The sequence below is a fragment of the Streptomyces sp. LaBMicrA B280 genome (assembly GCF_049222185.1).
GTDB classification, from domain to species: domain Bacteria; phylum Actinomycetota; class Actinomycetes; order Streptomycetales; family Streptomycetaceae; genus Streptomyces; species Streptomyces murinus.
The window spans coordinates 113,786-137,719 of sequence record NZ_JBMJCT010000011.1 but is presented as its reverse complement, the minus strand read 5'-3'; the positions used below and the strand labels follow the sequence as shown (position 1 = coordinate 137,719).

23 protein-coding genes and 1 tRNA gene are annotated in these 23,934 nt (G+C 70.1%); 10 read left to right on the top strand and 14 right to left on the bottom strand.

Annotated features, from left to right (window positions below):
* Window positions 1-29: 29 nt before the first annotated feature.
* Complete coding sequence (locus ACLF5H_RS10820) at window positions 30-311, bottom strand: hypothetical protein (protein WP_421675845.1); 282 nt, start codon at window positions 309-311, stop codon at window positions 30-32.
* A 93-nt stretch (window positions 312-404) separates the two neighbouring features.
* Between ACLF5H_RS10820 and ACLF5H_RS10815 the strand changes: the two genes are divergently transcribed.
* From ACLF5H_RS10815 to ACLF5H_RS10805, 3 genes are all read left to right on the top strand, one after another.
* Window positions 405-1,805, top strand: a complete 1,401-nt coding sequence (locus ACLF5H_RS10815; RefSeq protein WP_421675844.1) for a PQQ-binding-like beta-propeller repeat protein — start codon at window positions 405-407, stop codon at window positions 1,803-1,805.
* A gap of 76 nt (window positions 1,806-1,881) precedes the next feature.
* The gene (locus tag ACLF5H_RS10810) at window positions 1,882-3,693 is read left to right on the top strand and encodes a PQQ-binding-like beta-propeller repeat protein (RefSeq protein WP_421675843.1); all 1,812 of its coding nucleotides are present in this window, start codon (window positions 1,882-1,884) and stop codon (window positions 3,691-3,693) included.
* Window positions 3,694-3,910: 217 nt separating this feature from the next.
* Window positions 3,911-4,585 (top strand): helix-turn-helix transcriptional regulator, encoded by a 675-nt coding sequence (locus ACLF5H_RS10805; protein ID WP_421675842.1) that lies wholly within the window; start codon window positions 3,911-3,913, stop codon window positions 4,583-4,585.
* Between the two features lie 124 nt (window positions 4,586-4,709).
* Here the strand turns inward: ACLF5H_RS10805 and ACLF5H_RS10800 are convergent, their stop codons facing one another.
* Both ACLF5H_RS10800 and ACLF5H_RS10795 read right to left on the bottom strand, forming a co-directional pair.
* Window positions 4,710-5,009 (bottom strand): hypothetical protein, encoded by a 300-nt coding sequence (locus ACLF5H_RS10800; RefSeq protein ID WP_421675841.1) that lies wholly within the window; start codon window positions 5,007-5,009, stop codon window positions 4,710-4,712.
* Between the two features lie 20 nt (window positions 5,010-5,029).
* Window positions 5,030-6,724 carry a sodium:solute symporter family protein gene (locus ACLF5H_RS10795; RefSeq protein WP_421675840.1) on the bottom strand — a complete coding sequence of 565 codons (1,695 nt, stop codon included), beginning with the start codon at window positions 6,722-6,724 and terminating at the stop codon, window positions 5,030-5,032.
* 158 nt (window positions 6,725-6,882) lie between these two features.
* Here ACLF5H_RS10795 and galT point away from each other — a divergent pair, with 158 nt between their 5' ends.
* The 3 genes from galT to galK are packed head-to-tail and all read left to right on the top strand — an operon-like array spanning window position 6,883 to window position 10,078.
* Complete coding sequence (galT, locus tag ACLF5H_RS10790) at window positions 6,883-7,944, top strand: galactose-1-phosphate uridylyltransferase (RefSeq protein WP_421675839.1); 1,062 nt, start codon at window positions 6,883-6,885, stop codon at window positions 7,942-7,944.
* The gene (gene galE, locus ACLF5H_RS10785) at window positions 7,941-8,924 is read left to right on the top strand and encodes a UDP-glucose 4-epimerase GalE (protein ID WP_421675838.1); all 984 of its coding nucleotides are present in this window, start codon (window positions 7,941-7,943) and stop codon (window positions 8,922-8,924) included. The genes galT and galE overlap by 4 nt, the downstream gene beginning before the upstream one ends.
* On the top strand, window positions 8,924-10,078 hold the full coding sequence (gene galK, locus ACLF5H_RS10780) for a galactokinase (protein WP_421675837.1): 1,155 nt from the start codon (window positions 8,924-8,926) through the stop codon (window positions 10,076-10,078). The genes galE and galK overlap by 1 nt, the downstream gene beginning before the upstream one ends.
* A gap of 2 nt (window positions 10,079-10,080) precedes the next feature.
* Here galK and ACLF5H_RS10775 read toward each other — a convergent pair whose 3' ends face one another.
* Window positions 10,081-10,521: a GNAT family N-acetyltransferase gene (locus ACLF5H_RS10775; protein WP_421675836.1), complete on the bottom strand. Its 441-nt coding sequence runs from the start codon at window positions 10,519-10,521 to the stop codon at window positions 10,081-10,083.
* Between the two features lie 119 nt (window positions 10,522-10,640).
* On the opposite strand from ACLF5H_RS10775, the gene ACLF5H_RS10770 reads away from it, so the two are divergent.
* A complete protein-coding gene (locus ACLF5H_RS10770) occupies window positions 10,641-11,408 on the top strand; it encodes a LuxR C-terminal-related transcriptional regulator (RefSeq protein ID WP_421675835.1) in 768 nt (255 codons plus the stop codon).
* Here the strand turns inward: ACLF5H_RS10770 and tamR are convergent.
* Window positions 11,367-11,864: a MarR family transcriptional regulator TamR gene (gene tamR, locus ACLF5H_RS10765; RefSeq protein WP_421675834.1), complete on the bottom strand. Its 498-nt coding sequence runs from the start codon at window positions 11,862-11,864 to the stop codon at window positions 11,367-11,369. The genes ACLF5H_RS10770 and tamR overlap by 42 nt on opposite strands.
* 103 nt (window positions 11,865-11,967) lie before the next feature.
* Between tamR and ACLF5H_RS10760 the strand changes: the two genes are divergently transcribed.
* The gene (locus ACLF5H_RS10760; protein ID WP_421675833.1) at window positions 11,968-12,780 is read left to right on the top strand and encodes a trans-aconitate 2-methyltransferase; all 813 of its coding nucleotides are present in this window, start codon (window positions 11,968-11,970) and stop codon (window positions 12,778-12,780) included.
* Window positions 12,781-12,782: 2 nt separating this feature from the next.
* Entirely contained in the window at window positions 12,783-13,163 is a 381-nt protein-coding gene (locus tag ACLF5H_RS10755; protein WP_421675832.1) for a VOC family protein, read from the top strand.
* 181 nt (window positions 13,164-13,344) lie between these two features.
* Here ACLF5H_RS10755 and ACLF5H_RS10750 read toward each other — a convergent pair whose 3' ends face one another.
* Complete coding sequence (locus tag ACLF5H_RS10750; RefSeq protein WP_421675831.1) at window positions 13,345-14,031, bottom strand: TetR family transcriptional regulator; 687 nt, start codon at window positions 14,029-14,031, stop codon at window positions 13,345-13,347.
* Window positions 14,028-15,035 carry an acyl-CoA desaturase gene (locus ACLF5H_RS10745; RefSeq protein WP_421675830.1) on the bottom strand — a complete coding sequence of 336 codons (1,008 nt, stop codon included), beginning with the start codon at window positions 15,033-15,035 and terminating at the stop codon, window positions 14,028-14,030. Before ACLF5H_RS10745 ends, ACLF5H_RS10750 begins: the two co-directional genes overlap by 4 nt.
* A 305-nt stretch (window positions 15,036-15,340) precedes the next feature.
* On the opposite strand from ACLF5H_RS10745, the gene ppc reads away from it, so the two are divergent.
* Entirely contained in the window at window positions 15,341-18,073 is a 2,733-nt protein-coding gene (ppc, locus tag ACLF5H_RS10740) for a phosphoenolpyruvate carboxylase (RefSeq protein ID WP_421675829.1), read from the top strand.
* 61 nt (window positions 18,074-18,134) lie between these two features.
* On the opposite strand, the gene ACLF5H_RS10735 is transcribed toward ppc, so the two are convergent.
* From ACLF5H_RS10735 to ACLF5H_RS10705, 7 genes are all read right to left on the bottom strand, one after another.
* A complete protein-coding gene (locus tag ACLF5H_RS10735; RefSeq protein WP_421675828.1) occupies window positions 18,135-18,644 on the bottom strand; it encodes a hypothetical protein in 510 nt (169 codons plus the stop codon).
* Between the two features lie 52 nt (window positions 18,645-18,696).
* Entirely contained in the window at window positions 18,697-19,299 is a 603-nt protein-coding gene (pth, locus tag ACLF5H_RS10730) for an aminoacyl-tRNA hydrolase (protein ID WP_421675827.1), read from the bottom strand.
* A gap of 74 nt (window positions 19,300-19,373) precedes the next feature.
* The gene (locus ACLF5H_RS10725; protein ID WP_421675826.1) at window positions 19,374-19,973 is read right to left on the bottom strand and encodes a 50S ribosomal protein L25/general stress protein Ctc; all 600 of its coding nucleotides are present in this window, start codon (window positions 19,971-19,973) and stop codon (window positions 19,374-19,376) included.
* A 198-nt stretch (window positions 19,974-20,171) separates the two neighbouring features.
* A complete protein-coding gene (locus tag ACLF5H_RS10720) occupies window positions 20,172-21,152 on the bottom strand; it encodes a ribose-phosphate diphosphokinase (protein ID WP_037653747.1) in 981 nt (326 codons plus the stop codon).
* Between the two features lie 155 nt (window positions 21,153-21,307).
* Window positions 21,308-22,756 carry a bifunctional UDP-N-acetylglucosamine diphosphorylase/glucosamine-1-phosphate N-acetyltransferase GlmU gene (gene glmU, locus ACLF5H_RS10715; RefSeq protein ID WP_421675825.1) on the bottom strand — a complete coding sequence of 483 codons (1,449 nt, stop codon included), beginning with the start codon at window positions 22,754-22,756 and terminating at the stop codon, window positions 21,308-21,310.
* 119 nt (window positions 22,757-22,875) lie between these two features.
* A tRNA-Gln gene (locus ACLF5H_RS10710) sits at window positions 22,876-22,947 on the bottom strand.
* Between the two features lie 23 nt (window positions 22,948-22,970).
* On the bottom strand, window positions 22,971-23,831 hold the full coding sequence (locus ACLF5H_RS10705) for a terminase gpP N-terminus-related DNA-binding protein (RefSeq protein ID WP_421675824.1): 861 nt from the start codon (window positions 23,829-23,831) through the stop codon (window positions 22,971-22,973).
* Window positions 23,832-23,934: the final 103 nt, after the last annotated feature.

Below are 23,934 nucleotides of genomic sequence, written 5' to 3'. Positions count from 1 at the left end.
GACCCACGGGACCCGAGGGACCCGGGGAATCAGCCGCCGGTCCCGGCCCAGCCGCCGACGGCTCCCGCGGCCCCGGCCGCCCCGCCGCCGACGGTCCTCTCCAAGCCGCCCGCGACCCCGGTCCCGCCCGCGACCCCGGTCCCGCCCACCCCCAGCAGCCCGGCCCCTACGGCGCCGCCCCTGCGGCCCCCGGCGCCCCCGGCCCCTACGGAGCCCCCGCCCCTTACGGCGCGCCCGCCGCCCCCGGCCCCTACGGCTACCCGCAGCCCCAGCAGCCGGGCCCCTACGGGCAGCAGCCCCAGCCCGGTCACGGCTTCCCGCCGCAGCCGCCGTACCCCGGCGCCCCCGGCACCGCCCCCGGCGGCCCCTTCCCGCCCCAGGGCGGCGGCAGCAAGAAGAAGACGGTGCTGATCGTGGGCGCCGCGGCGGCCGCGTTGCTCGTCATAGCCGGCACCGTCTACGCCGTCACCAGCGGCGACGACGGCAAGAAGAAGCCCGTGGCCGAGCAGAGCGGCAGCGGCGCGCCGACCTCGTCCGGCGCCCCCTCGGCCTCCTCGTCCGCCACCGGCGGCGACGACCCCGAGGACCTCAACAAGGGCCGCGCGTCCGGCGAGGCGAAGGTGCTCTGGTACAAGTCGGCACCGGACGCCCCCGGCTCGGGCGCCGACGCCCCCGGCATGTGGGTCGCCGGGAACACCGTGGTGAAGGCGGCGTACAAGCAGGTCTTCGCCTACGACACCGGCAACGGCTCCTCCCCCTGGGGCCCCATCGCCTTCCCGCAGAAGATCTGCGCGGTCACCCCGCAGAAGTCGGACGACGGCAAGGTCGTCGTGGCGTACATGAACGGCGCGGGCGACAACGCCAAGTGCAACCAGCTCACCCAGCTCGACCTCGCCACCGGCAAGAAGGGCTGGAACGCCCAGGTCGCCGACGGCGGGCTGTTCGACAGCGCCCTCAACGTCGAACTGAGCGTGGCCGGGCGCACGTTGATGGTGGGCCGCTCCGAGTCGGGCACCGCCTACGACATCGACAGCGGCAAGAAGCTGTACGACAAGAAGCGCTACGGCAACGCCTGCTTCCCCGCCGGGTACGCGGGCGGCGCGGGCAAGCTCGTCCAGGTGGCGTCCTGCGCCGCCTCGACCAGCACCGAGCACGACGAGCTCCAGGAACTCGACCCGGCCACCGGCAAGGTGAAGTGGACCCAGCCCCTCAAGAAGGGCTGGCAGGTCAGCCGGGTGTACTCGATGAACCCGCTCGTGGTCTATCTGACCAACGAGGACAAGAAGACGTGGAACATCTCCACCTTCACCTCGGACGGCAAGTTCCGCTCCCAGGTCAAGGTGGACGAGAAGTTCTCCCCGAGCTGCGGCTGGGCGATCCTGGAGCGCGACCTCCAGGGCTGCCAGGGTGTCGCGGCCGACGCCGACACGCTCTACCTGCCCACGTCCGCGACCGCCGACGCCAACGAGATCGTCGCGATCAGCCTCTCCACCGGCACCGCGAAGTGGCGGGTCAAGTCCCCGGTGGCCGAGCCGATGGCCCCGATGAGGACCGAGGGCGGCAAGCTCATCGCGTATGTGCAGCCGTCGTACGACGCGGGCGGCCAGGTGGTCTCCATCCCGACCGGCGGCGCCACCCACACCCCGACGAAGCTGCTCCAGAACCCGCGGGGCACCGCGCAGATCGAGGACACCTTCTACAACGGCGTCATCGACTGGGCCGACGGGCGCTTCATCATCTCGGCCGGCCGGCTGAACGGCAACGACGAGTCGAAGGAGAAGCTGATCATGGCCTTCGGCAACTGAGCCCGGCCCGCTTCCCCGCCCTTCTCCCGTTCCGGCCGCCGTCCGGCCTCCCGAGTGTCACCGAGGTACCCGAGCCATGACCCAGCCGCCCCCGCCCCCGCCGAACCAGCCCCCGCAGCAAGGGGGGTTCGGCCCGCCGACCCCGCCGCCCCCACCGGGCGCCCCGGGCCAGCAGCCCCCGCAGCCGCCCCAGCAGACCCCGCCGCCCGGACCCCCGCAGCAGCCGGCGCCCGGCTACGGCTACCCGCAGCCGACGCCCCCGCCGCCCGGTTACGGCTACCCCGCCGCGCCCCAGAACCCGTACGGCCAGCAGCCCCCCGCCCCCTACGGGGCGCCGCCCCAGAACCCGTACGCCATGCCCACCCAGCCCATGCAGCAGTCCGGGCAGCCGGGCTACGGCTATCCGGGCCAGCTCCCGACCATGCCGATGCGGCAGCAGGGCGGCGGCGCCGGTGGCGGGCGGAACAACACCGCGCTGTACATCGTCATCGCGGCGGTCGTCGTCATCGCGCTGATCGTCGTCGGCGGCATCTGGTACGCGGGCTCCGGTGACGGCGGCACCAAGCAGGACACCGCGTCCTCCGGCGGCGGCAACGGCGGCGGCCAGGACAAGGGTTCGGGCGGTTCGACCGGCGGCAAGGAGAAGGTGCCCGCGAACACGGCGGCCAAGGTCCTCTTCCAGGTCCCCTCGCCCTCGGTCAAGGACACGGTGAGCACCTCCGGCTCCTGGCTGACCGACAAGGTGTACGCCAAGACCGGTGTCGACGAGATCGTCGGCTACGACCCGGTCAAGGGCGGCAAGCTGTGGACGGTCAAGCTGCCCGGCCCGGTCTGCGCGGCCAGCCGGCACATCACCGCCGACGACAAGACCGCGATCACGTACCAGCCGACGAACAAGAAGTACCAGGGCTGCTCCGACATCGCGGCGATCGACCTGGACGCGGGCAAGAAGCTGTGGACGAAGACCGTCAACGTCGGTGACTACCCGGTCAATTACCAGAATGTGACCGTCGCCCAGCACACCGTCGCGCTCGGCGACAGCAACGGCGGCGCGGCCTTCGACATCGACTCCGGCAAGCCGCTGTGGCAGCCGAAGCCGGGCGAGGACTGCTACGACTCCGGCTACGGCGGCGGCGCCAAGCTGGTCGCGGTGCGCAGCTGCGGCGACTCGGACAACACCCAGCTGTCCATCCAGACCATCGACCCGAAGTCGGGCAAGGTCCTCTCCGAGTACAAGATGGACCCGGGCATCGAGTACGCCTCGGTCGTCTCCACCGATCCGCTGGTGGTGGCCGCCGACGTCGGCGACAGCGCGGGCGACGGCAGCGGCATCTCGGACTACTTCTCCATCGACAACAAGACCGGCAAGCTGCTCGCCCGGATCTCCGCGCCCGGCAAGACCTACGGCGGCCGCTGCGACGGCATCACCCGGATCGAGGACTGCCACGAGGTCGTCGTCGGCGGCGGCAAGCTGTTCGTGCCGACCGAGGAGCACGACGGCAGCGGGACCTCCTACAGCACCACCAACGAGGTCGTCGCCTTCGACCTGGCCACCGGCAAGCCCACGGGCCAGCGCGCCGAGGCCGGGGACGGCTATCTGCTGTCGCCGCTGCGCATGGACGGCGCCAACCTGATCGCCTACAAGAAGCCGCCGTACGACAAGGGCGGCCAGATCGTCAGCATCGACGGCTCCACCTTCAAGGAGACCAAGCTCCTGGAGAACCCCTCCACGGAGAGCGTCCGGCGCGCGGAGGGCAGCATGCTGCCGGACTACGCGGAGATCCTCTTCGCGAACGGCCGGCTGTACATGTCCGACGTCTTCGTCGACAAGGCGGACCCGAACGACGACAAGTCGTATCTGGTGCTGGCCTTCGGCACGGACGGCTGACCGCCGCCACACAATCACCCGAACGGGTGACTTAGTCAGCGGTGCCCCGGATGTCATCGGTCCGGGGCACTTCTGCTGTCCAGGGGCGGCGTGGCCTCGAACAAGCGGGTAGCTTCCGGGGGCATGCACAGGGGCGGGGCGCCGGGGGGCCCTCTGTCCTTCGGGCCGGTGGACGTCCATAGTGGGGCATCCATGGGCGGGACTGGGGGGTTTCTCAATGGGAGTACGGCTCATGGTCGTGGACGACCATCGCCTGCTCGCGGAGGCGCTCGCATCGGCGCTGAAACTGCGCGGGCACCGGGTGCTCGCCTCGGCCGCGCCCGCCGCGGGCGCCGCCGATCTGGTGATCGCGCGGGCGCCCGAGGTGTGCCTGCTGGGTACGGCCGCCCCGGCCGAGCCGGGCGCCTTCGACCCGGTGGCCAAGATCAAGCGGGAGCGGCCGCAGGTGGCGGTCGTGGTGCTGGGCCCGGTGCCCTCGCCGCGGGGGATCGCCGCGGCGTTCGCCGCCGGGGCGTCGGGGTACGTACGGCACGACGAGCGCATCGAGGGGGTCGAGCGGGCGATCCTGAAGGCCCGCGCGGGTGAGTCGGCGGTGGCCCCCGGGCTTCTCCAGGAGGCGTTCGAGGAGCTGCTGAACCCCACCGCCCAGCCCGACGACGAGGCCCAGCGCCTGCTCGGCGTCCTGACCCCGCGCGAGGTCGAGGTCCTGGTGCGCGTCGCCGACGGCGAGGACACCCGTGTCATCGCCTCCGGCATGCGCATAGCCCCGAGCACGGCCCGCACCCATGTGCAGCGGGTGCTGATGAAACTGGGCGTGGGCTCACGTCTGGAGGCGGCGGCGCTGGCCGCGCGCACGGGCCTGCTGGACCGCGCGGCGGGGCCGGGAGCCTAGCTCCCGGGGGGGCGGGAGCCTAGCTCCCGGCCCCGCCGCAGCGCCCCGCAAGGGGCGCGGGGAACTGCGCGATCAGCCACGACGCGGCCGCACCCGGCGGACGGGCCGCCCCCCCCCGACGGCGCTAATCCTCCTGCGGAGGCGCCACCGGCCGGAGCTTCAGCCAGACCAGGAAGAAGACGCCCAGCAGCAGCATCCCGATCCCGGTCCACAGGTTGATGTTGACCCCCTGCGCCTTGTCGATCGCGGACTGCGGATCCGTGATGCCGGTGATCGTGACGATCACGCCGTAGAGCACGAAGAGCCCGCCGATGATGCGCCGCAGATCGAAGATGCGGGACGCCGTCGCCGACTTGCTCTCCAGCTCGGTGACCTCGCGCGCGATCTCGCCCTCGGTGTAATGGTGTTCGGAGTTCTCGGACATGTTCCCTCGATCCTCCCGCGTCAGAACGAGAACGGGATGTAGCAGACGGCGGCCAGCACGACCGCGCCCCAGCCCAGCAGCGCCGGCTTGCGGTACCACGCGTCGTCACCGGGGGCCGGCGGCTCGGACATCCCCGGCGACCGGGTGCCGTAGACCAGGCCCTGGAGCTCCCGGGCCGGCTTCGGCTCGGTGAACAGGGTCACCAGGACCATCACGACCGCACCGGCGACGAACCCGGCGATCGCCGAGACGAAGTTGGCGCCCTGGTCGGACGGGATGGAGATGATCCCCCTCTTGTAGAGGACGAAGTAGTTGACCATCGCGGTGACGGTGCCCGCGAGCAGGCCCCAGAAGCCGGACTTGACCGACGCCCGCTTCCAGAACATGCCGATGATGAAGACGACGAACATCGGCACGTTGAAGAAGGAGAACAGCGTCTGGAGGTAGGACATGATGTTCGAGAACGACGACGCGAGGAACGCCGTGCCCACCGACGCGCAGACGCCGATCACGGTGATCCACCGGCCGAACCGCACGTAGTACGCGTCCTCCCGCCCGCGCACCACGTACTTCGCCCAGATGTCCGTGGTGAACACGGTGTTGAAGGACGACACGTTGGCCGCCATGCCGGCCATGAACGCGGCGAGCAGACCGGTGACCGCGATGCCGAGCACACCGTTGGGCAGCAGCTCCTGCATCAGGTAGGGGATGGCGTCGTTGTACTGGAGGCCGGAGCCGCTGGTGCCGATGTTGGGCACGAGCGCGGCCGCGACCAGGCCCGGGATCATCACCAGGAAGACGATGAAGATCTTCGGGTACGCGGCGATCAGCGGGGTGCGCCGCCCCGCCGAGAGGTTCTTCGCGGACAGGGCGCGCTGGACCTCGGCGAAGTTGGTGGTCCAGTAGCCGAAGGAGAGCACGAATCCGAGGCCGAGCACGATCGTCAGCCAGTTCGCGCCGAGCGGGTTGGTGCTGCCGATCCCGGTGCCGCCCCACGCGGTGGTGAAGTTGTGCCCGTGGGTCTCGGCGAGCTTGTGGGTCAGCCCGCCCCAGCCGCCGACCTTGCGCAGCCCGAGGATGGTGAGCGGGATGAGCGCGGCCAGGATCACGAAGAACTGGAGCACCTCGTTGTAGATCGCCGAGGACAGGCCGCCCAGGGTGATGTACGCGAGGACGAAGGCACCGGCGACCACGATGGCCACCCACTGGGGCCAGCCCAGCAGGGCCTCGACCACGATCGCGAGGGCGTACAGGTTGACGCCGGCGATCAGGATCGCGGCGAAGGCGAACAGGATCGAACTGAGCAGATGGGCTGCCTTGTCGAAGCGCAGCAGCAGGAACTCCGGGACCGAGCGGACCTTGCTGCCGTAGTAGAAGGGCATCATCACCAGGCCGAGGAAGACCATGGCGGGGATGGCGCCGATCCAGTACCAGTGCACGGTGTAGGCGCCGTACTGGGCGCTGTTGGCGGCCATGCCGAGGATCTCGGTGGCCGCCAGGTTCGCCGAGATGAAGGCGAGGCCGGTGATCCAGGCGGGCAGCGAGCGTCCGGACAGGAAGAAGTCGAGGCTGGTCTTGACCGAGCGGCGGGCGGCGAAACCGATCCCGAGCACCACGACGAAGTAGATCGCCAGGATCGTGTAATCCAGCCAGTTGGTCGGGAGCCGTAGCCCGGCCGCCGCCAGATACGTATGCGCGTATGTGGTGGTTTGCATAAGAACTCGCTTCGTTGCGCGAACTGATCAGAGCGGAACCTACGCCTGTGTGTTTAGAAAATGAACACTTCTGATGGTGATCTTTGTTCGATTGTGATGATCTGATTCTGTGTCGGGTTGTGGTCTGTTATGTTTGATTCTGTTGAGAGGAGTCCGGCGTGAAGAAGACCCCGACCCTGCTGGCCGACGGTCGCGAGCTGATCTACTACGACCTGCGGGACGACACCGTGCGCGACGCCGTCGACCGCCGCCCGCTGGACCGCACGGCCACCACCTCCGAGATCCGCCGCGATCCGCTGCTCGGCGACCGGGTCGCCGTCGCCTCCCACCGGCAGGGCCGCACCTACCACCCGCCGGCCGACCAGTGCCCGCTGTGCCCGACCGAGGGCGAGCGGCTCAGCGAGATCCCGGACTCCTCGTACGACGTCGTCGTCTTCGAGAACCGCTTCCCCTCGCTCGCCGGTGACTCCGGCCGCTGCGAGGTCGTCTGCTTCACCTCCGACCATGACGCCTCCTTCGCCGATCTGACCCCCGAGCAGGGGCGCCTGGTGCTGGACGCGTGGACCGACCGCACGGCGGAGCTGTCGCAGCTGCCCGGTGTCGAGCAGGTGTTCTGCTTCGAGAACCGCGGCGCCGAGATCGGTGTGACCCTCGGTCACCCGCACGGACAGATCTACGCCTACCCCTTCACCACCCCGCGCACCGCGCTGATGCTCCGCTCGCTCGCCGACCACAAGGCGGCCCACGCCGGGGAGAACCTCTTCGACGCCGTCCTGGAGCGTGAACTCGCCGACGAGCGGGTCGTCCTGGCGGGTGAACACTGGGTGGCCTTCGTGCCGTACGCGGCGCACTGGCCCTACGAGGTCCACCTGTACCCGAGGCGCCGCGTCCCCGATCTGCTCGCCCTGGACGAGGCCGCGCGCACAGAATTCCCCCAGGTGTATCTGGAACTCTTGAGGCGCTTCGACCGGATCTTCGGGACCGGCGAGCCGCCGACGCCGTACATCGCCGCCTGGCACCAGGCGCCGTTCACCGTGCCGGCCGGTCTCGACGGGGTGGCACGGGACGACTTCGCGCTCCATCTGGAGCTTTTCACCATCCGCCGCACTTCCGGCAAGCTGAAGTTTCTCGCGGGTTCCGAGTCCGGCATGAACGTGTTCATCAACGACGTGCCGCCGGAACGCGCGGCCGAGCGACTGCGAGAGGTAGCGACTTCATGAAGTACCTGGTGACGGGTGGCGCGGGATACGTCGGCAGCGTGGTGGCCCAGCATCTGCTGGAGGCCGGACACGAGGTCACCGTCCTCGACAACCTCTCCACCGGCTTTCGCGAAGGCGTCCCGGCCGGTGCCGCCTTCGTCGAGGGCGACATTCGCGACGCCGCCAAGTGGCTCGACGCCTCGTACCACGGCGTGCTGCACTTCGCCGCGTTCTCCCAGGTCGGCGAGTCCGTGGTGAAGCCCGAGAAGTACTGGGACAACAACGTCGCCGGCACCCTCGCGCTGCTCGGCGCGATGCGCGAGGCGGGCGTGCGCACCCTCGTCTTCTCCTCCACGGCCGCCACCTACGGCGAGCCCGAGCAGGTCCCGATCACCGAGAGCGCCCCGACCCGCCCGACCAACCCCTACGGGGCGTCCAAGCTCGCCGTCGACCACATGATCACCAGCGAGGCGAACGCCCACGGCCTCGCGGCGGTCTCGCTGCGCTACTTCAACGTGGCGGGCGCGTACGGCGCGTACGGCGAGCGCCATGACCCCGAGTCGCACCTCATCCCGCTCGTCCTCCAGGTCGCCCAGGGCCGCCGCGACGCCATCTCCGTCTACGGCGACGACTACCCGACGCCCGACGGCACCTGTGTGCGCGACTACATCCACGTGGCCGACCTCGCCGACGCCCACCTGCTGGCACTGACGGCCGCGCGCCCCGGCGAACACCTGATCTGCAACCTCGGCAACGGCAACGGATTCTCCGTCCGCGAGGTCGTCGAGACCGTCCGCGAGGTCACCGGGCACCCGATCCCCGAGGTCGTCGCGCCGCGCCGGGGCGGCGACCCGGCCGTCCTGGTCGCCGCCGCGGACACCGCCCGCGAGAAGCTGGGCTGGAACCCGGCCCGCGCGGATCTCGCGGGCATCGTCGCGGACGCCTGGGAGTTCGCGCAGCACCTGTCGGAGTCCGCGCAGAACGCGTCGAAGGAGAACTAGTGGGGGCACAGCAGGTCGCCGAGCGCTTCACCGAGCTGTACGGAGCGCGCCCGGAGGGAGTGTGGGCGGCGCCGGGACGGGTCAACCTGATCGGCGAGCACACCGACTACAACGACGGCTTCGTCATGCCGTTCGCACTGCCCCACCAGGCGCTCGCGGCGGTCTCCCGCCGGGACGACGGCCTGCTGCGCCTGCATTCCGCGGACATGGCCACAGGCGTCGTGCAGCTGCGCCTCGACGCGCTCGCGCCGGGCACCGACCCCGCGTGGACGGCCTACCCGGCGGGCGTCGTCTGGGCCCTGCGCGAGGCGGGCCACCCGGTCACCGGCGCGGACATCCACCTCTCCTCGACCGTGCCCACCGGCGCCGGCCTGTCCTCCTCCGCCGCCCTGGAGGTCGTGATCGCCCTCGCGCTGCGCGATCTGTACGGCCTCGACCTCGCCCAGTGGCAGCTCGCCCGGCTGTGCCAGCGCGCCGAGAACGTCTACGTCGGCGCGCCGACCGGGATCATGGACCAGACCGCGGCCGCGTGCTGCGAGCCGGGCCACGCGCTCTTCCTCGACACCCGCGACCTGTCCCAGCGGCAGATCCCCTTCGACCTCGCGGCCGAGGGCCTGCGCCTCCTCGTGGTCGACACCCAGGTCAAGCACGCGCACAGCGGCGGCGAGTACGGCAAGCGCCGGGTCGGCTGCGAGAAGGGCGCGGCCCTGCTCGGCGTCGACGCCCTGCGCGACATCGCCCGTGCCGACCTGGACGCGGCGCTGGCCCGGCTGGGCGAGGAGGAGGAGATCCGCCGGCTGGTCCGCCATGTCGTCACGGAGGACGAGCGCGTCGAACGCACGGTCGCCCTGCTGCGCGCCGGGACCCCCCGCGCCATCGGCCCGGTCCTCACCGAGGGCCATGCCTCGCTGCGCGACGACTTCCGCATCTCCTGCCCGGAACTCGACCTGGTCGTGGACACGGCCCTCGCCCACGGCGCCCTGGGCGCCCGTATGACCGGCGGCGGCTTCGGCGGCTCGGCGATCGTCCTCACCGACACCGCCGAGGTCCCCGCCCTGACCGAGTCCCTGGAAACGGCATTCATCGCAGCGGAGTTCAAGGCTCCCCGGGTGTTCGAGGCGGTTCCGTCGGCGGGTGCGCGGCGCCTGGTCTGAGGTCAGCGCAGCCGCTTCACCAGCGTGTACTCCGTGATCCCCGGCGGATAGTCGGGGATCTCGCACACCACCTCATAACCCTGTCTGCGGTAGAAGGCCGGGGCCTGGAAGTCCCAGGTCTCCAGGCGGGCGGCGGTGCAGGCGCGGTCGGTGGCGAGGTGCTCGGCGCGGGCCAGCAGGTGGGAGCCGAGGCCCGTGCCGCGGTGCGCGGCGTCCACCCAGAGGTAGGTGACGTGCAGCCAGGCGGTCCAGGTGTGGCCCACCAGGCCGCCCGCGAGAGCTCCGGCGGGATCGAGGGCCCAGACGTGCAGGGGGACTTCGCGTTCGGCGGGGGTGCCGCGCAGGGCCGCGAGGACCGGGGAGGCCGCCGTGTTGGTGTCCAGCAGCCGGTTGCGGAGCAGTTCCTGTCGTGCCTTGTCGACTTCCGCCTCGATACGAAACATGCGGCACACCATAAACGCGCCGGACGGCCAGTTCTGTAAATCTCCTTCCGCTGCGTGCCGGTATCCGTACGCTGAGATACCAGCGACCGGTTGGGGGCCGGTGCCGTTCAGGGGGTTCTGTGGTTCGTATCCGAGTCCTGGTCGTGGACGACCACCGCATCTTCGCCGAGTCGCTCGCCGCCGCCCTGGCCGCCGAGCCCGATGTCGAGGTCGCCGCCGCCGGCAGCGGCCCGGCCGCACTGCGCTGTCTGGAGCGGGCCGTCGCCGAGGGCCGCCGCTACGACGTGCTGCTCGTGGACGCCGACCTGGGCGGCAGGCCGACCGGCGGGCGCTCGCCGGTACCCGTGCGGGACGCGGAGGAAGAGGGGCTGGTCGACGGGCTCTCGCTGGTCGCGGGGGTGCGCGCCGCCCAGCCCGCCGTCCGCACCGTGGTCCTCGCCGGGAAGGACGACCCGCGCCGCGCCGCCCTCGCGCTCGGCGCCGGTGCCTGCGGCTGGGTCGCCAAGGACTGCTCGCTGTCGCGGCTGCTCGCGGTGATCCGGGGTGTGCTGCGCGACGAGACGCATCTGCCGCCCGCCCTGCTGACCGGCGTGCTCAAGGAGCTGACCGCCGCCCGCAGACACCGCAGCGAGAGCGAACGCCTGGTGGAGTCCCTCACGCCGAGAGAGCGCGAGGTGCTGCGCTGCATGGTCGCGGGCCTGGGCCGCAAGGCCGTCGCCGAGCGGCTGTACCTCTCCCCGCACACCGTCCGCACCCATATGCAGAACGTCCTCGGCAAACTCGGCGTCCACTCCACCCTGGCCGCCGTCGCCCTCGCCCGCCGGGCCGGGGTGGGCCCGGTGGACCTAGCCGGGAATGTTGTCGAACGGGGCGGTCAACTGGCGTAGCAGACCCGCCAGTTCCGCCCGCTGCGCCGGGGACAGCTCGCCGAGGATGGCCCGCTCCTGGGCCAGCAGCCCCGCGAGGGACTGGTCGGCGCGGTCCCGGCCGGTGTCGGTGAGCCGCACCAGCACACCGCGCCGGTCGCTCGGGTCGGGGAGCCGTTCGACCAGGCCCTTCTTCGCCAGGCGGTCGATCCGGTTGGTCATGGTGCCCGAGGTGACCAGGGTCTGCGTCAGCAACTGCCCGGGGGAGAGCTGATACGGCGTGCCCGCGCGCCGCAGCGCGGTCAGCACGTCGAACTCCCAGGGCTCCAGCTGATGTTCCGCGAACGCGAGCCGACGGGCGCGGTCCAGGTGCCGGGCGAGCCGACTCACCCGGCTGAGTACTTCCAGCGGCTCCACGTCGAGGTCCGGGCGCTCCCGGCGCCATGCTGCGACCAGCCGATCGACCTCGTCCTCCATGAGATCAGTGTAGTGGTTGTGTCGACGTGAAGTCTCTTGGAACCGAGTATCTTTTTATCAAGCCTCTTGACGTCGAGATAAATTGAGCGGGAAGGTGGAGGACATGACGACAACGACCTGGGACCCCGCGCAGTACCTCCGGCACGCCGGCCACCGCGCCCGCCCCTTCGCCGACCTTCTCGTCCGCGTCCCCGCCCTGCCGGGCGCCCGGCCGCGCATCGCCGACCTCGGCTGCGGCCCCGGCAACGTCACCGCCACGCTGGCCGAACGCTGGCCCACGGCGCGCATCACGGGCTACGACAACTCGCAGGAGATGCTCGACGCGGCCCACACCGGACACGAGGGCCCCACGCCCGGCGGCGGGCACCTGGACTTCGCCCACGCCGACGCCGCCGTCTGGGTGCCCGAGGAGTCGTACGACCTGATCATCACCAACGCGGCCCTCCAGTGGGTGCCGGGGCACCTCGACCGCTTCGCCGACTGGACCGCCGCCCTGACGCCCGGCGGGACCTTCGCCTTCCAGGTGCCGGACAACGCCGACGCCCCGCTGCACGCCCTCATGCGCGACCTGGGCACGTCCCCGCGCTGGCGGAGCCGGCTCGCCGACATGCTGCGCGGCTCCGACCGCCTGCACACCCCCGGCACCTATCTGGACCGCCTCGCCCGCCTCGGCTGCGCCACCGACATCTGGCAGACCACGTACCTCCATGTCCTCCAGGGCGAGGACGCGGTCCTCGACTGGGTGAAGGGCACCGGTCTGCGGCCCGTGCTCACCGCGCTCGCCGACGACCCGGAGGCCCGGGACGCGTTCCTCGCCGAATACCGCGACCTGCTCCGCGCGGCCTACCCGCGGGCCCCCTACGGCACCGTGCTGCCCTTCCGCCGCCTGTTCGCCGTCGCCGTGAAGGGAGCCTGACCGTGCTGGTGGCCCTCGACCACGTACAGCTCACGGCGCCACCCGGATCGGAGGACGCGCTGCGCTCGTACTACGTCGACGTCCTCGGCATGACCGAGGTCGCCAAACCGCCGGTGCTCGCGGCCCGCGGCGGCTGCTGGTTCGAGGCCGGCCCCGTCCGCCTCCACCTCGGCGTCGACCCCGCCTTCCACCCCGCGAAGAAGGCCCACCCGGGCCTCCGGGTCCGCGACATCGCGTCCTACGCCGCCCGGCTCACCACCCACGGCGCCCCCGTGACCTGGGACGACAACCTCCCCGGCCATCTCCGCTGCTACTCCGAGGACCCGGTCGGCAACCGGCTGGAATTCCTGGAACCGGTCAGACGGTCCGGCCGAGGTGGGTAATCACTGCGCGGCCCGGTCCGTGGTGCCCGGCTCCTGGGTACTGCGATAGGTCACCGGTGCAACCCCAGAATGCGCCGGACCTCCGCTGCGAACGGGCGGCAGCGATCGCGATCCGAGTCATGTCGGCAGGATTCCGTATCGTGCCTGCCGAGCCCAGCAGTCTCCCCCCTTCCGGTGAACCTCAGCTCTTCCGGTGGCCTATCAGCCGCGGGCGCTGCTCCAGCCCGTCCAGGCCGTGCCAGGCCAGGTTCACCAGATGCGCCGCCACCTCCGCCTTCTTCGGGCGGCGCACGTCCAGCCACCACTGGCCGGTCAGCGCGACCATGCCGACCAGGGCCTGGGCATAGAGGGGGGCGAGTTTGGGGTCAAAGCCGCGGGACTTGAACTCGCGGCCCAGGATGTCCTCCACCTGCGTGGCGATGTCGGAGATCAGCGACGCGAAGGACCCCGTCGACTGCGGGATCGGCGAATCGCGCACGAGGATCCGGAAACCGTCCGTGTACTCCTCGATGTAGTCGAGCAGCGCGAACGCTGCCTGCTCGCACAGCTCACGCGGATGGCCGGCCGTCAGCGACCCGGTCACCATGTCGAGCAGGCGCCGCATCTCCCGGTCGACCACCACCGCGTACAGCCCCTCCTTGCCGCCGAAGTGCTCGTACACCACCGGCTTGGAGACCCCCGCCTTCGCCGCGATCTCCTCCACCGAGGTGCCCTCGAACCCCTTCGCCGCGAAGAGCGTGCGACCGATCTCCAGCAACTGCTGGCGGCGCTCGGCACCGGTCATACGGGTCCGGCGGGTCCGCCGCTGCTTGTTGTCTTTGTCAGTTCCTGGATTGCTGCTGGAATCGGTCGCCACGGCGTCAATCATGCCGCCTCAGCGGCCTCCTTCCGGCGCCGGGAGCCGCCATCCGCGTCGTTACGGCGCGAATCGATACGCGAGCGTGACGGCCAGCGCACGTCGTACGCCCAGCCCAGCCGCTCGAAGATCCGGATGAACCGGGCCGAGGAGTCGAGCTGCCCGCGCATCACCCCGTGCCGCGCCGACGTCGGGTCGGCATGGTGCAGGTTGTGCCAGGACTCGCCGCAGGACAGCACCGCCAGCCACCACACATTGCCCGAACGGTCCCGCGACTTGAACGGCCGCTTGCCCACCGCGTGACAGATCGAGTTGATCGACCACGTCACATGATGCAGCAGCGCCACCCGCACGAGTGAACCCCAGAAGAACCCGGTGAACGCGCCCCACCAGGACATCGTCACCAGGCCACCGATCAGCGCGGGCAGCGCGAGGGACAGCGCCGTCCACAGCACGAACTGCCGGGAGATCGCCCGCAGCGCCGGGTCCTTGACCAGATCCGGCGCGTACTTCTCCTGCGAGGTCTGCTCCTCGTCGAACATCCAGCCGATATGCGCCCACCACAGGCCCTTGAGCAGCGCCGGAACCGTCTCGCCGTACTTCCACGGGGAGTGCGGATCGCCCTCCGCGTCGGAGAACTTGTGGTGCTTGCGGTGATCGGCCACCCAGCGCACCAGCGGCCCCTCCACCGCCAGCGACCCCATGATCGCCAGCGCGATCCGCAGCGGCCGCTTCGCCTTGAACGAACCATGGGTGAAATAGCGGTGGAAACCGATGGTGATGCCGTGGCACCCCAGGTAGTAGAAGAACACCAGCAGGCCCACATCGAGCCAGCTCACCCCCCAGCCCCAGGCCAGCGGCACCGCGGCCACCAGCGCCAGGAACGGAACGGTGATGAACAGCAGCAGCGTGATCTGCTCGATCGACCGCTTCTTCTCACCGCCCAGCGTGGCCAGCGGAGGGGAAGTGTCGGTGGCCTTACGGGCTTCTTCGATCACATCGGAATGTGAGGTCATGCGCGTCCCCTGTGGGGTCGAGGGTCGGGGGTGGGTGTGCCGGGCCGGCGGAACCGGACGCGGGGAGTCCGTACATCCCTACGGTTCCGTAACCTACGGCGTCGTAAGTATGGCAGTGAGTCGAGCGGCGGCAAGAGCCCTGAGAGCCTGCGCGTCCTCATCGACACCTATCCTTGGAATCGGTCGGACAGCGCGGTCCGCTGAAGTTTCCTTCCCGGACGCTCCGGCCCGTATGCGGCACAGGCCGCGCGGCAGACGGCCGGGTACCTCCCCGAGACGCTTCAACACTGCAAGGAGCCGCACCTGTGAGCAGTGCCGACGACCAGACCACCACGACGAGCACCGAGCTGCGCGCCGACATCCGCCGCCTGGGTGATCTCCTCGGCGAGACCCTCGTACGGCAGGAAGGCCCTGAACTCCTCGAACTGGTCGAGAAGGTCCGCCGCCTCACCCGCGAGGACGGCGAGGCCGCCGCCGAGCTGCTGCGCGGCACCGAACTGGAGACCGCCGCCAAGCTCGTACGCGCCTTCTCCACCTACTTCCACCTCGCCAACATCACCGAACAGGTGCACCGGGGCCGCGAACTGCGCGCCAGGCGCGCCGCCGAGGGCGGCCTCATCGCCCGTACGGCCGATCGCCTCAAGGACGCCGACCCCGAACACCTGCGGTCCACCGTCCACCACCTCAACGTCCGCCCCGTCTTCACGGCCCACCCCACCGAGGCCGCCCGCCGGTCCGTCCTCAACAAGCTCCGGCGCATCGCCGCCCTCCTGGACACCCCCGTCCTGGACTCCGACCGCCGCCGCCACGACATCCGCCTCGCCGAGAACATCGACCTGGTGTGGCAGACCGACGAGCTGCGCGTCGTCCGCCCCGAACCCGCCGACGAGGCCCGCAACGCCATCTACTACCTGGACGAACTGCACGCCGACGCCGTCGGCGACGTCCTGGAGGACCTCACCGCCGAACTGGAGCGCGTCGGCGTCCACCTGCCCGACGACACCCGCCCCCTCACCTTCGGCACCTGGATCGGCGGCGACCGCGACGGCAACCCCAACGTCACCCCCCAGGTCACCTGGGACGTCCTCATCCTCCAGCACGAACACGGCATCAATGACGCCCTGGAGATGATCGACGAACTGCGCGGACTCCTCTCCAACTCCATCCGCTACACCGGAGCCACCGAGGAACTCCTCGACTCCCTGCGCGCCGACCTCGACCGGCTGCCCGAGATCAGCCCCCGCTACAAGCGCCTCAACGCCGAGGAGCCCTACCGCCTCAAGGCCACCTGCATCCGGCAGAAGCTGGAGAACACCAAGCAGCGCCTCGCCCGGAGCACCGCCCACGAGGACGGCCGCGACTACCTCGGCACCGCCGAACTCCTCGCCGACCTGCGCCTCATCCAGGAATCCCTGCGCCGCCACCGCGGCGCCCTGTTCGCCGACGGCCGGCTCGCCCGCACCATCCGCACCCTCGCCGCCTTCGGCCTCCAGCTCGCCACCATGGACGTCCGCGAACACGCCGACGCCCACCACCACGCCCTCGGCCAGCTCTTCGACCGGCTCGGCGAGGAATCCTGGCGCTACGCCGACATGCCCCGCGAGTACCGCACCAAGCTCCTCGCCAAGGAACTGCGCTCCCGCCGGCCGCTCGCCCCCACCCCGGCCCCCGTCGACGCCGCCGGCGCCAAGACCCTCGGCGTCTTCAGCACCGTGACGAAGGCCCTCGACGTCTTCGGACCCGAGGTCATCGAGTCCTACATCATCTCCATGTGCCAGGGCGCCGACGACGTCTTCGCCGCCGCCGTCCTCGCCCGCGAGGCCGGACTCATCGACCTGCACGCCGGCTGGGCCAAGATCGGCATCGTCCCCCTCCTGGAGACCACCGACGAACTGCGCGCCGCCGACACCATCCTGGAGGACATGCTCTCCGACCCGTCCTACCGGCGCCTGGTCGCGCTGCGCGGCGACGTCCAGGAGGTCATGCTCGGCTACTCCGACTCCTCCAAGTTCGGCGGCATCACCACCAGCCAGTGGGAGATCCACCGCGCCCAGCGCCGACTGCGCGACGTCGCCCACCGCTACGGCGTGCGCCTGCGCCTCTTCCACGGCCGCGGCGGCACCGTCGGCCGCGGCGGCGGCCCCTCCCACGACGCCATCCTCGCCCAGCCCTGGGGCACCCTCGAAGGCGAGATCAAGGTCACCGAACAGGGCGAGGTCATCTCCGACAAGTACCTGATCCCGTCCCTGGCCCGGGAGAACCTGGAGCTGACGGTCGCCGCCACCCTCCAGGCCTCCGCCCTGCACACCGCGCCCCGCCAGTCCGACGAGGCCCTCGCCCGCTGGGACGCGGCCATGGACGTCGTCTCCGACGCCGCCCACGCCGCCTACCGCCGGCTCGTCGAGGACCCCGACCTGCCGACGTACTTCCTCGCCTCCACACCGGTCGACCAGCTCGCCGACCTGCACCTGGGCTCACGGCCCTCCCGCCGCCCCGGCTCCGGCGTCTCCCTCGACGGACTGCGCGCCATCCCCTGGGTGTTCGGCTGGACCCAGTCCCGGCAGATCGTCCCCGGCTGGTTCGGCGTCGGCTCCGGACTCAAGGCCCTGCGCGAGGCGGGCCTGGACGGCGTCCTCGACGAGATGCACGAACAGTGGCACTTCTTCCGCAACTTCGTCTCCAACGTCGAGATGACCCTCGCCAAGACCGACCTGCGGATCGCCCAGCACTACGTCGACACCCTCGTCCCCGACGAACTCAAGCACGTGTTCGACACCATCAAGGCCGAACACGAACTCACCGTCCGCGAGGTCCTGCGCATCACCGGCGGCGCCGAACTCCTCGACGCCCAGCCCGTCCTCAAGCAGACCTTCACCATCCGCGACGCCTACCTGGACCCCATCTCCTACCTCCAGGTCGCCCTGCTCAAGCGCCAGCGCGACGAGGCGGCCACCGGCGGCGAACCCGACCCGCTGCTCTCCCGCGCCCTGCTCCTCACCGTCAACGGCGTGGCGGCGGGCCTGCGCAACACCGGCTGACCCACCACATGAGGGTGCCCCCGGAGTCGTACGACCCCGGGGGCACCCCCCTGTCAGGGCCTCACTGCACCGCGATGAACGCCGCCGTCAGCAGCCCGATCCCCGCCAGGCCCAGCCCCCACGCCACCCGCCGCAGCCGCATCCCGCCCGCGACCACCACCGACGCCAGCAGCAACGCGCCGCCCAGCGGCACCCAGGCGTACAGGATCCCCGCCGCACCCGAACGCAGCGCGTTTGAACCGCCCGGCTTCAGCACCACGTCGTACGTCCGCCCCTTGCGCACCGCGACCGCCTCCGCGATCTCCACCCGCGCACGGGCCCGCGCCCCCGCCGACGTCGGCGTGAACGCACCACTGCACGTACCGTCCGCACACGCGGTCACCTTCACCGTGCCCTGCTCGCGGCCCTTGGTCAGCAGCACATGCTGGGCGTTCCCCCAGGAACCCCACACCCCCGCGAACACGATCAACGCGGCGATCGCGCCCATCGTCGCGACCCGCCCGAACCGCAACGCGGACACGGACGCCTGACGAGCGGAACGGCTGGCGGTGGGGGACATGGCCGGGATCATTGGCCATACCCCTGCGGCCGGTCAACTCGGCCCGGCGGCAAAGCCGTACAAGTCAGGAGTTGTACGTGCCCTGCGCCCGCTCCAGGCCCTCGGTCACCAGCGCCTCCACCGCGTCCGCCGCACGGTCCACGAAGTAGTCCAGCTCCTTGCGCTCACCGGACGAGAAGTCCTTCAGCACGAAGTCCGCCACCTGCATCCGGCCCGGCGGACGACCGATCCCGAACCGCACCCGGTGGTACTCCGCGCCCATCGCCTTCGTCATCGACTTCAGACCGTTGTGCCCGTTGTCCCCGCCGCCCAGCTTCAGCCGCAGCGTGCCGTAGTCGATGTCCAGCTCGTCGTGCACGGCCACGATGTTCGCCACCGGCACCTTGTAGAAGTCCTTCAGCGCGTTCACCGGGCCACCGGACAGATTCATGTACGACATCGGCTTCGCCAGGATCACCCGGCGATTCGCGGGACCCGCGGGACCGATCCGGCCCTCAAGGACCTGCGCCTGCGCCTTCCCCGCCCGCTTGAACTTCCCCCCGATCCGCCGCGCGAGCAGGTCCACCACCATGAAACCGACGTTGTGCCGGTTCATCGCGTACTCCGGCCCGGGATTCCCGAGCCCGACAACCAACCAGGGGTCACTGGCGGGGGTGGTCACGTCCATGTCTCCTTGATACGCGCCAGCCGCCGCTCCCCGCGAGGGAGAGCGGCGGCTGAACAGATGATGAGGGGCGAGGATCAGGCCTCGGCAGCCTCGTCGCCCTCGGCCGCGGCCTCTTCGCCCTCGGTCTCCTCGGCCTGGGCCTGGAGCACCTGGAGAACGACGGCGTCCTCCTCGACGGCCAGCGAGACACCGCTGGGGAGCTTGATGTCCTTGGCGTGGACGGAGGCACCGGCCTCCAGGCCCTCCACGGAGACGGTGACCGACTCCGGGATGTGCGTGGCCTCGGCCTCGACCGGCAGCGCGGCCAGGACGTGCTCGAGCAGGTTGCCACCCGGGGCCAGCTCGCCCTCGGTGTGCACCGGGATCTCGACGTTGACCTTCTCGCCGCGCTTGACCAGCAGCAGGTCGACGTGCTCCAGGAAGCCCTTCAGCGGGTCGCGCACGACCGACTTCGGGATCGCCAGCTCGTTGGTCTTGCCGTCGATGTCCAGGGAGATCAGGACGTTCGGCGTACGCAGCGCCAGCAGCAGCTCGTGGCCCGGCAGGGTCAGGTGCACCGGGTCGGAACCGTGGCCGTACAGGACACCCGGGACCTTGTTCTCACGGCGGATGCGGCGGGCCGCACCCTTGCCGAACTCGGTGCGGGACTCGGCGGCGATCTTCACCTCGGACATAGGGATCACTCCTCGTAGTACTAGGAACGGACGTGGTCACCCGGCCACGAACGGCCTGCTACGAAGAGCGCGTCGATAACGGACCGCCGTACGCACGCGTACGGCCTCCCTCGCCGAGCAACTCCAGAAGCTTACCCGGACCCGGAGGCCGTACCAAAAGGATCTTCAGCTAGCCGGGACGGCCGACCTGAAGAAACCTCACTGCTCGTCGAAGAGGCTGGTCACCGAACCATCCTCGAACACCTCACGCACCGCACGCGCGATCGTCGGAGCGATCGACAGCACCGTGATCTTGTCCTGCTCACGGCCCAGCTCCGCCGGCGTCGGCAGCGTGTTCGTGAACACGAACTCGCTCACCCGGGAGTTCTTCAGCCGATCCGCCGCCGGACCCGACAGCACACCGTGCGTCGCCGTCACGATGACATCCTCCGCACCGTGCGCGAACAACGCGTCCGCGGCCGCGCAGATCGTGCCACCGGTGTCGATCATGTCGTCCACCAGCACACAGACCCGGCCCTTGACCTCACCCACGACCTCGTGGACGGTCACCTGGTTCGCCACGTCCTTGTCACGCCGCTTGTGCACGATCGCCAGCGGCGCGCCCAGCCGGTCGCACCAACGGTCCGCCACCCGCACCCGGCCCGCGTCCGGCGACACCACCGTCAGCTTGTTCCGGTCCACCTGCTCGCCCACGTAGTCCGCCAGCAGCGGCAGCGCGAAGAGGTGATCCACCGGACCGTCGAAGAAGCCCTGGATCTGATCCGTGTGCAGATCCACGGTCAGAATCCGGTCGGCACCCGCCGTCTTCATCAGATCCGCGATCAGACGCGCCGAGATCGGTTCACGACCCCGGTGCTTCTTGTCCTGACGGGCGTAACCGTAGAACGGCACGATCACCGTGATGGAGCGGGCCGACGCGCGCTTCAACGCGTCGATCATGATCAACTGCTCCATGATCCACTTGTTGATCGGAGCCGTGTGGCTCTGGATCAGGAAGCAGTCCGCACCACGGGCCGACTCCTGATAACGAACATAGATCTCACCGTTGGCGAAATCGAAGGCCTTCGTCGGGACGACCCCGACACCCAACTGCTGGGCGACCTCCTCGGCAAGCTCGGGGTGGGCGCGGCCGGAGAAGAACATCATCTTCTTCTCGCCGGTCGTCTTGATCCCGGTCACAGCACTGTCTCCTCAGAGGTTGTCTCAACCCAGCCGACGTCTCGACCGGCCTCCCGTCCGAGCGTGAGAGGCCGAATCAGCTGGTAGGGGTGCGGGTGCACACGTGCGGATGTGCACTTATCACGGTACGCCGACTTTGACGCACCCGTTTCCGGTCAGTCCTCGCCACCGACCTGCCGGGAGGCATCCTCAGCAGCCTTCGCCGCCGCACTCCCCGGCCGCTTCCGGGCCACCCAGCCCTCGATATTCCGCTGCTGACCACGGGCCACGGCCAGCGAACCGGGCGGCACATCCTTCGTGATCACGGACCCGGCGGCGGTGTACGCACCGTCCCCGACCGTGACAGGCGCCACAAACATGTTGTCCGAACCCGTACGGCAATGCGACCCGATCGTCGTGTGGTGCTTGTCCTGCCCGTCATAGTTGACGAACACACTCGCCGCGCCGATGTTCGTGTGCTCACCGATCGTCGCATCACCCACGTACGACAGATGCGGCACCTTCGTGCCCTCACCGATCCGCGCGTTCTTCGTCTCGACGTACGTCCCGATCTTGCCCTTCGCACCGAGCCGCGTCCCCGGACGCAGATACGCGTACGGCCCCACGCTCGCCCCCGCACCCACCACGGCCCCGTCCGACACCGTGTTGTCCACCCGCGCCCCCGCGCCCACCTTGGTGTCCTTCAGCCGGCTGTTGGGGCCGACCTCCGCGCCCTCCGCGAGATGCGTGGCACCCGTCAGCTGCGTACCCGGGTGCACCACCGCGTCCCGCTCGAACGACACGGTCACGTCCACCCACGTGGTCGCCGGGTCCACCACGGTGACACCGTCCAGCATCGCCAGCGTCAGCAGCCGGTCGTTCAGGATCCGGCGCGCCTGCGCCAGCTGCACCTGGTTGTTGATCCCCGCGATCTCGCGGTGATCACCCGCGACCGACGCCCCGACCCGGTGCCCGGCCTCCCGCAGGATCCCCAGCACGTCGGTCAGGTACTCCTCACCCTGGCTGTTGTTCTTGCGCACCTTCGTCAGCGCGTCCGCCAGCAACCGGCCGTCGAACGCGAACACCCCGCTGTTGATCTCCCGGATCGCCCGCTGCTCCGCGCTCGCGTCCTTGTGCTCCACGATCGCGGTCACCGCGCCCGACGCCTCGTCCCGCACGATCCGGCCGTACCCGGTGGCGTCCGGGACCTCGGCGGTCAGTACGGTCACGGCGTTGCCGTCGGCGTGATGGGTCTCGGCGAGGCCGCGCAGGGTCCCGGCGGTCAGCAGCGGGGTGTCGCCGCAGACCACGACGACGGTGCCGGTCACGGTCCCGCCCAGCTCCTCCAGACCCATCCGTACGGCGTGTCCGGTGCCGTTCTGCCGCTCCTGCACGGCGGTGCGGACGGCGGGGTCGGTCTCCGTCAGATGCGCGGTGACCTGCTCACGGGCGTGGCCGACGACGACGACCAGGTTCTCGGGCTTCAACTCGCGGGCGGCGGCGAGCACATGGCCCACGAGGGAGCGGCCGCAGATCTGGTGCAGCACCTTGGGTGTGGCCGACTTCATACGGGTGCCCTCACCCGCTGCGAGAACGACGACGGCTGCCGGGCGGATGGCACTCACGGTTTGCCCTTCGGCTCTGAGGGTGGGGAACAGCCGCAGGATACCGGGGCGGGGTTTGGGGGATATGGGGGCGGGGCCTGAGGGGGCGTCGGCCGGTCGGGACCCGAACTTGGCAGTTGCTCCCCCGCCAGGACTCGAACCCGGACAGATGGCACCAAAAGCCACAGTGCTGCCAATTACACCACGGGGGAACATATTCGACTAAACCGGACATTCAGTCCGGCTGTCGAACGGCGCCTCCTACTATGCCGTACCAAGCGCCTTCCATGCGACGGTACAAGGCGGCGCTCTGCCTGACATAGATCGTGAGGCAACCGCGGTAGCTGTCACCCGTGTTCTTCCGGGCGGTTCGCGGGTTGTGCTTCTTCAGCGTGGCCCTGCTGAACCCGGACACGTCGACGCCGACGATGTCTGCCCAGTACTTCTCGGCGGCTTCGACGTCTGCGGTTTCGTGAATGCAGACGCGAAGGGTGAGGTGGTCCCGTGTCACCCCCAGTAGGTCCAGCCAGCGCAGAAAGAGCTTGATCACATTCGGGTCGCTGTTGATGAACTGAAGGACCTCGGCGCGGCGGTGGGGCTTGGACTTGGCACCCTCCGCCCAGTAGAGGGCGACGCCTGCGATGAACAGCTCCCGGTCCGACAGCTCGCCGATCGCGGCCGCTGCCGCTTGCTTCGTCGCCGCCCTCTCTTCTTCCTGGGACGCCCGCAGTCTCGCCAGCCCCGCGTTCATCCGGGCCCGCTGTTCTTCCGGTGTGCACTTCGGCTCGGGATGCGGCAGGTCCCGTACCCACAAGGAGACCGAACTCTTGGAGCATCCGAGCTCGGCCCGGATCTCGTTGTAGGTCCAGCCCTGGAGCCGCAGCTCCCTGGCCCGTTCCCGGAGGTCGTCCTTGGCGTTCGGGCGCTTCGTCCAGGCGGGTGGGGGCTCGCCCTTGACCAATTGGTTGAGGAGGTCGTTGTTGAAGATCTTCAGCTGGTCGCGGATCTGGCGGAGGCTGTGGCCCGCCCGCCGCAGCGCCACCGCCTGTTCCCGCAGGCCCTCGAAGTCGGTGTGTTTGCCGTGCGTATGTGCCATAGGCATACCGTCCGGGCGGAATGAGGGGTTCCGGGATCGAACGCGTGGAGTTCACTAGTTCGAGGGATAGGGGGAGGTTTCGACGCCGGTCGGTCACGGAGTG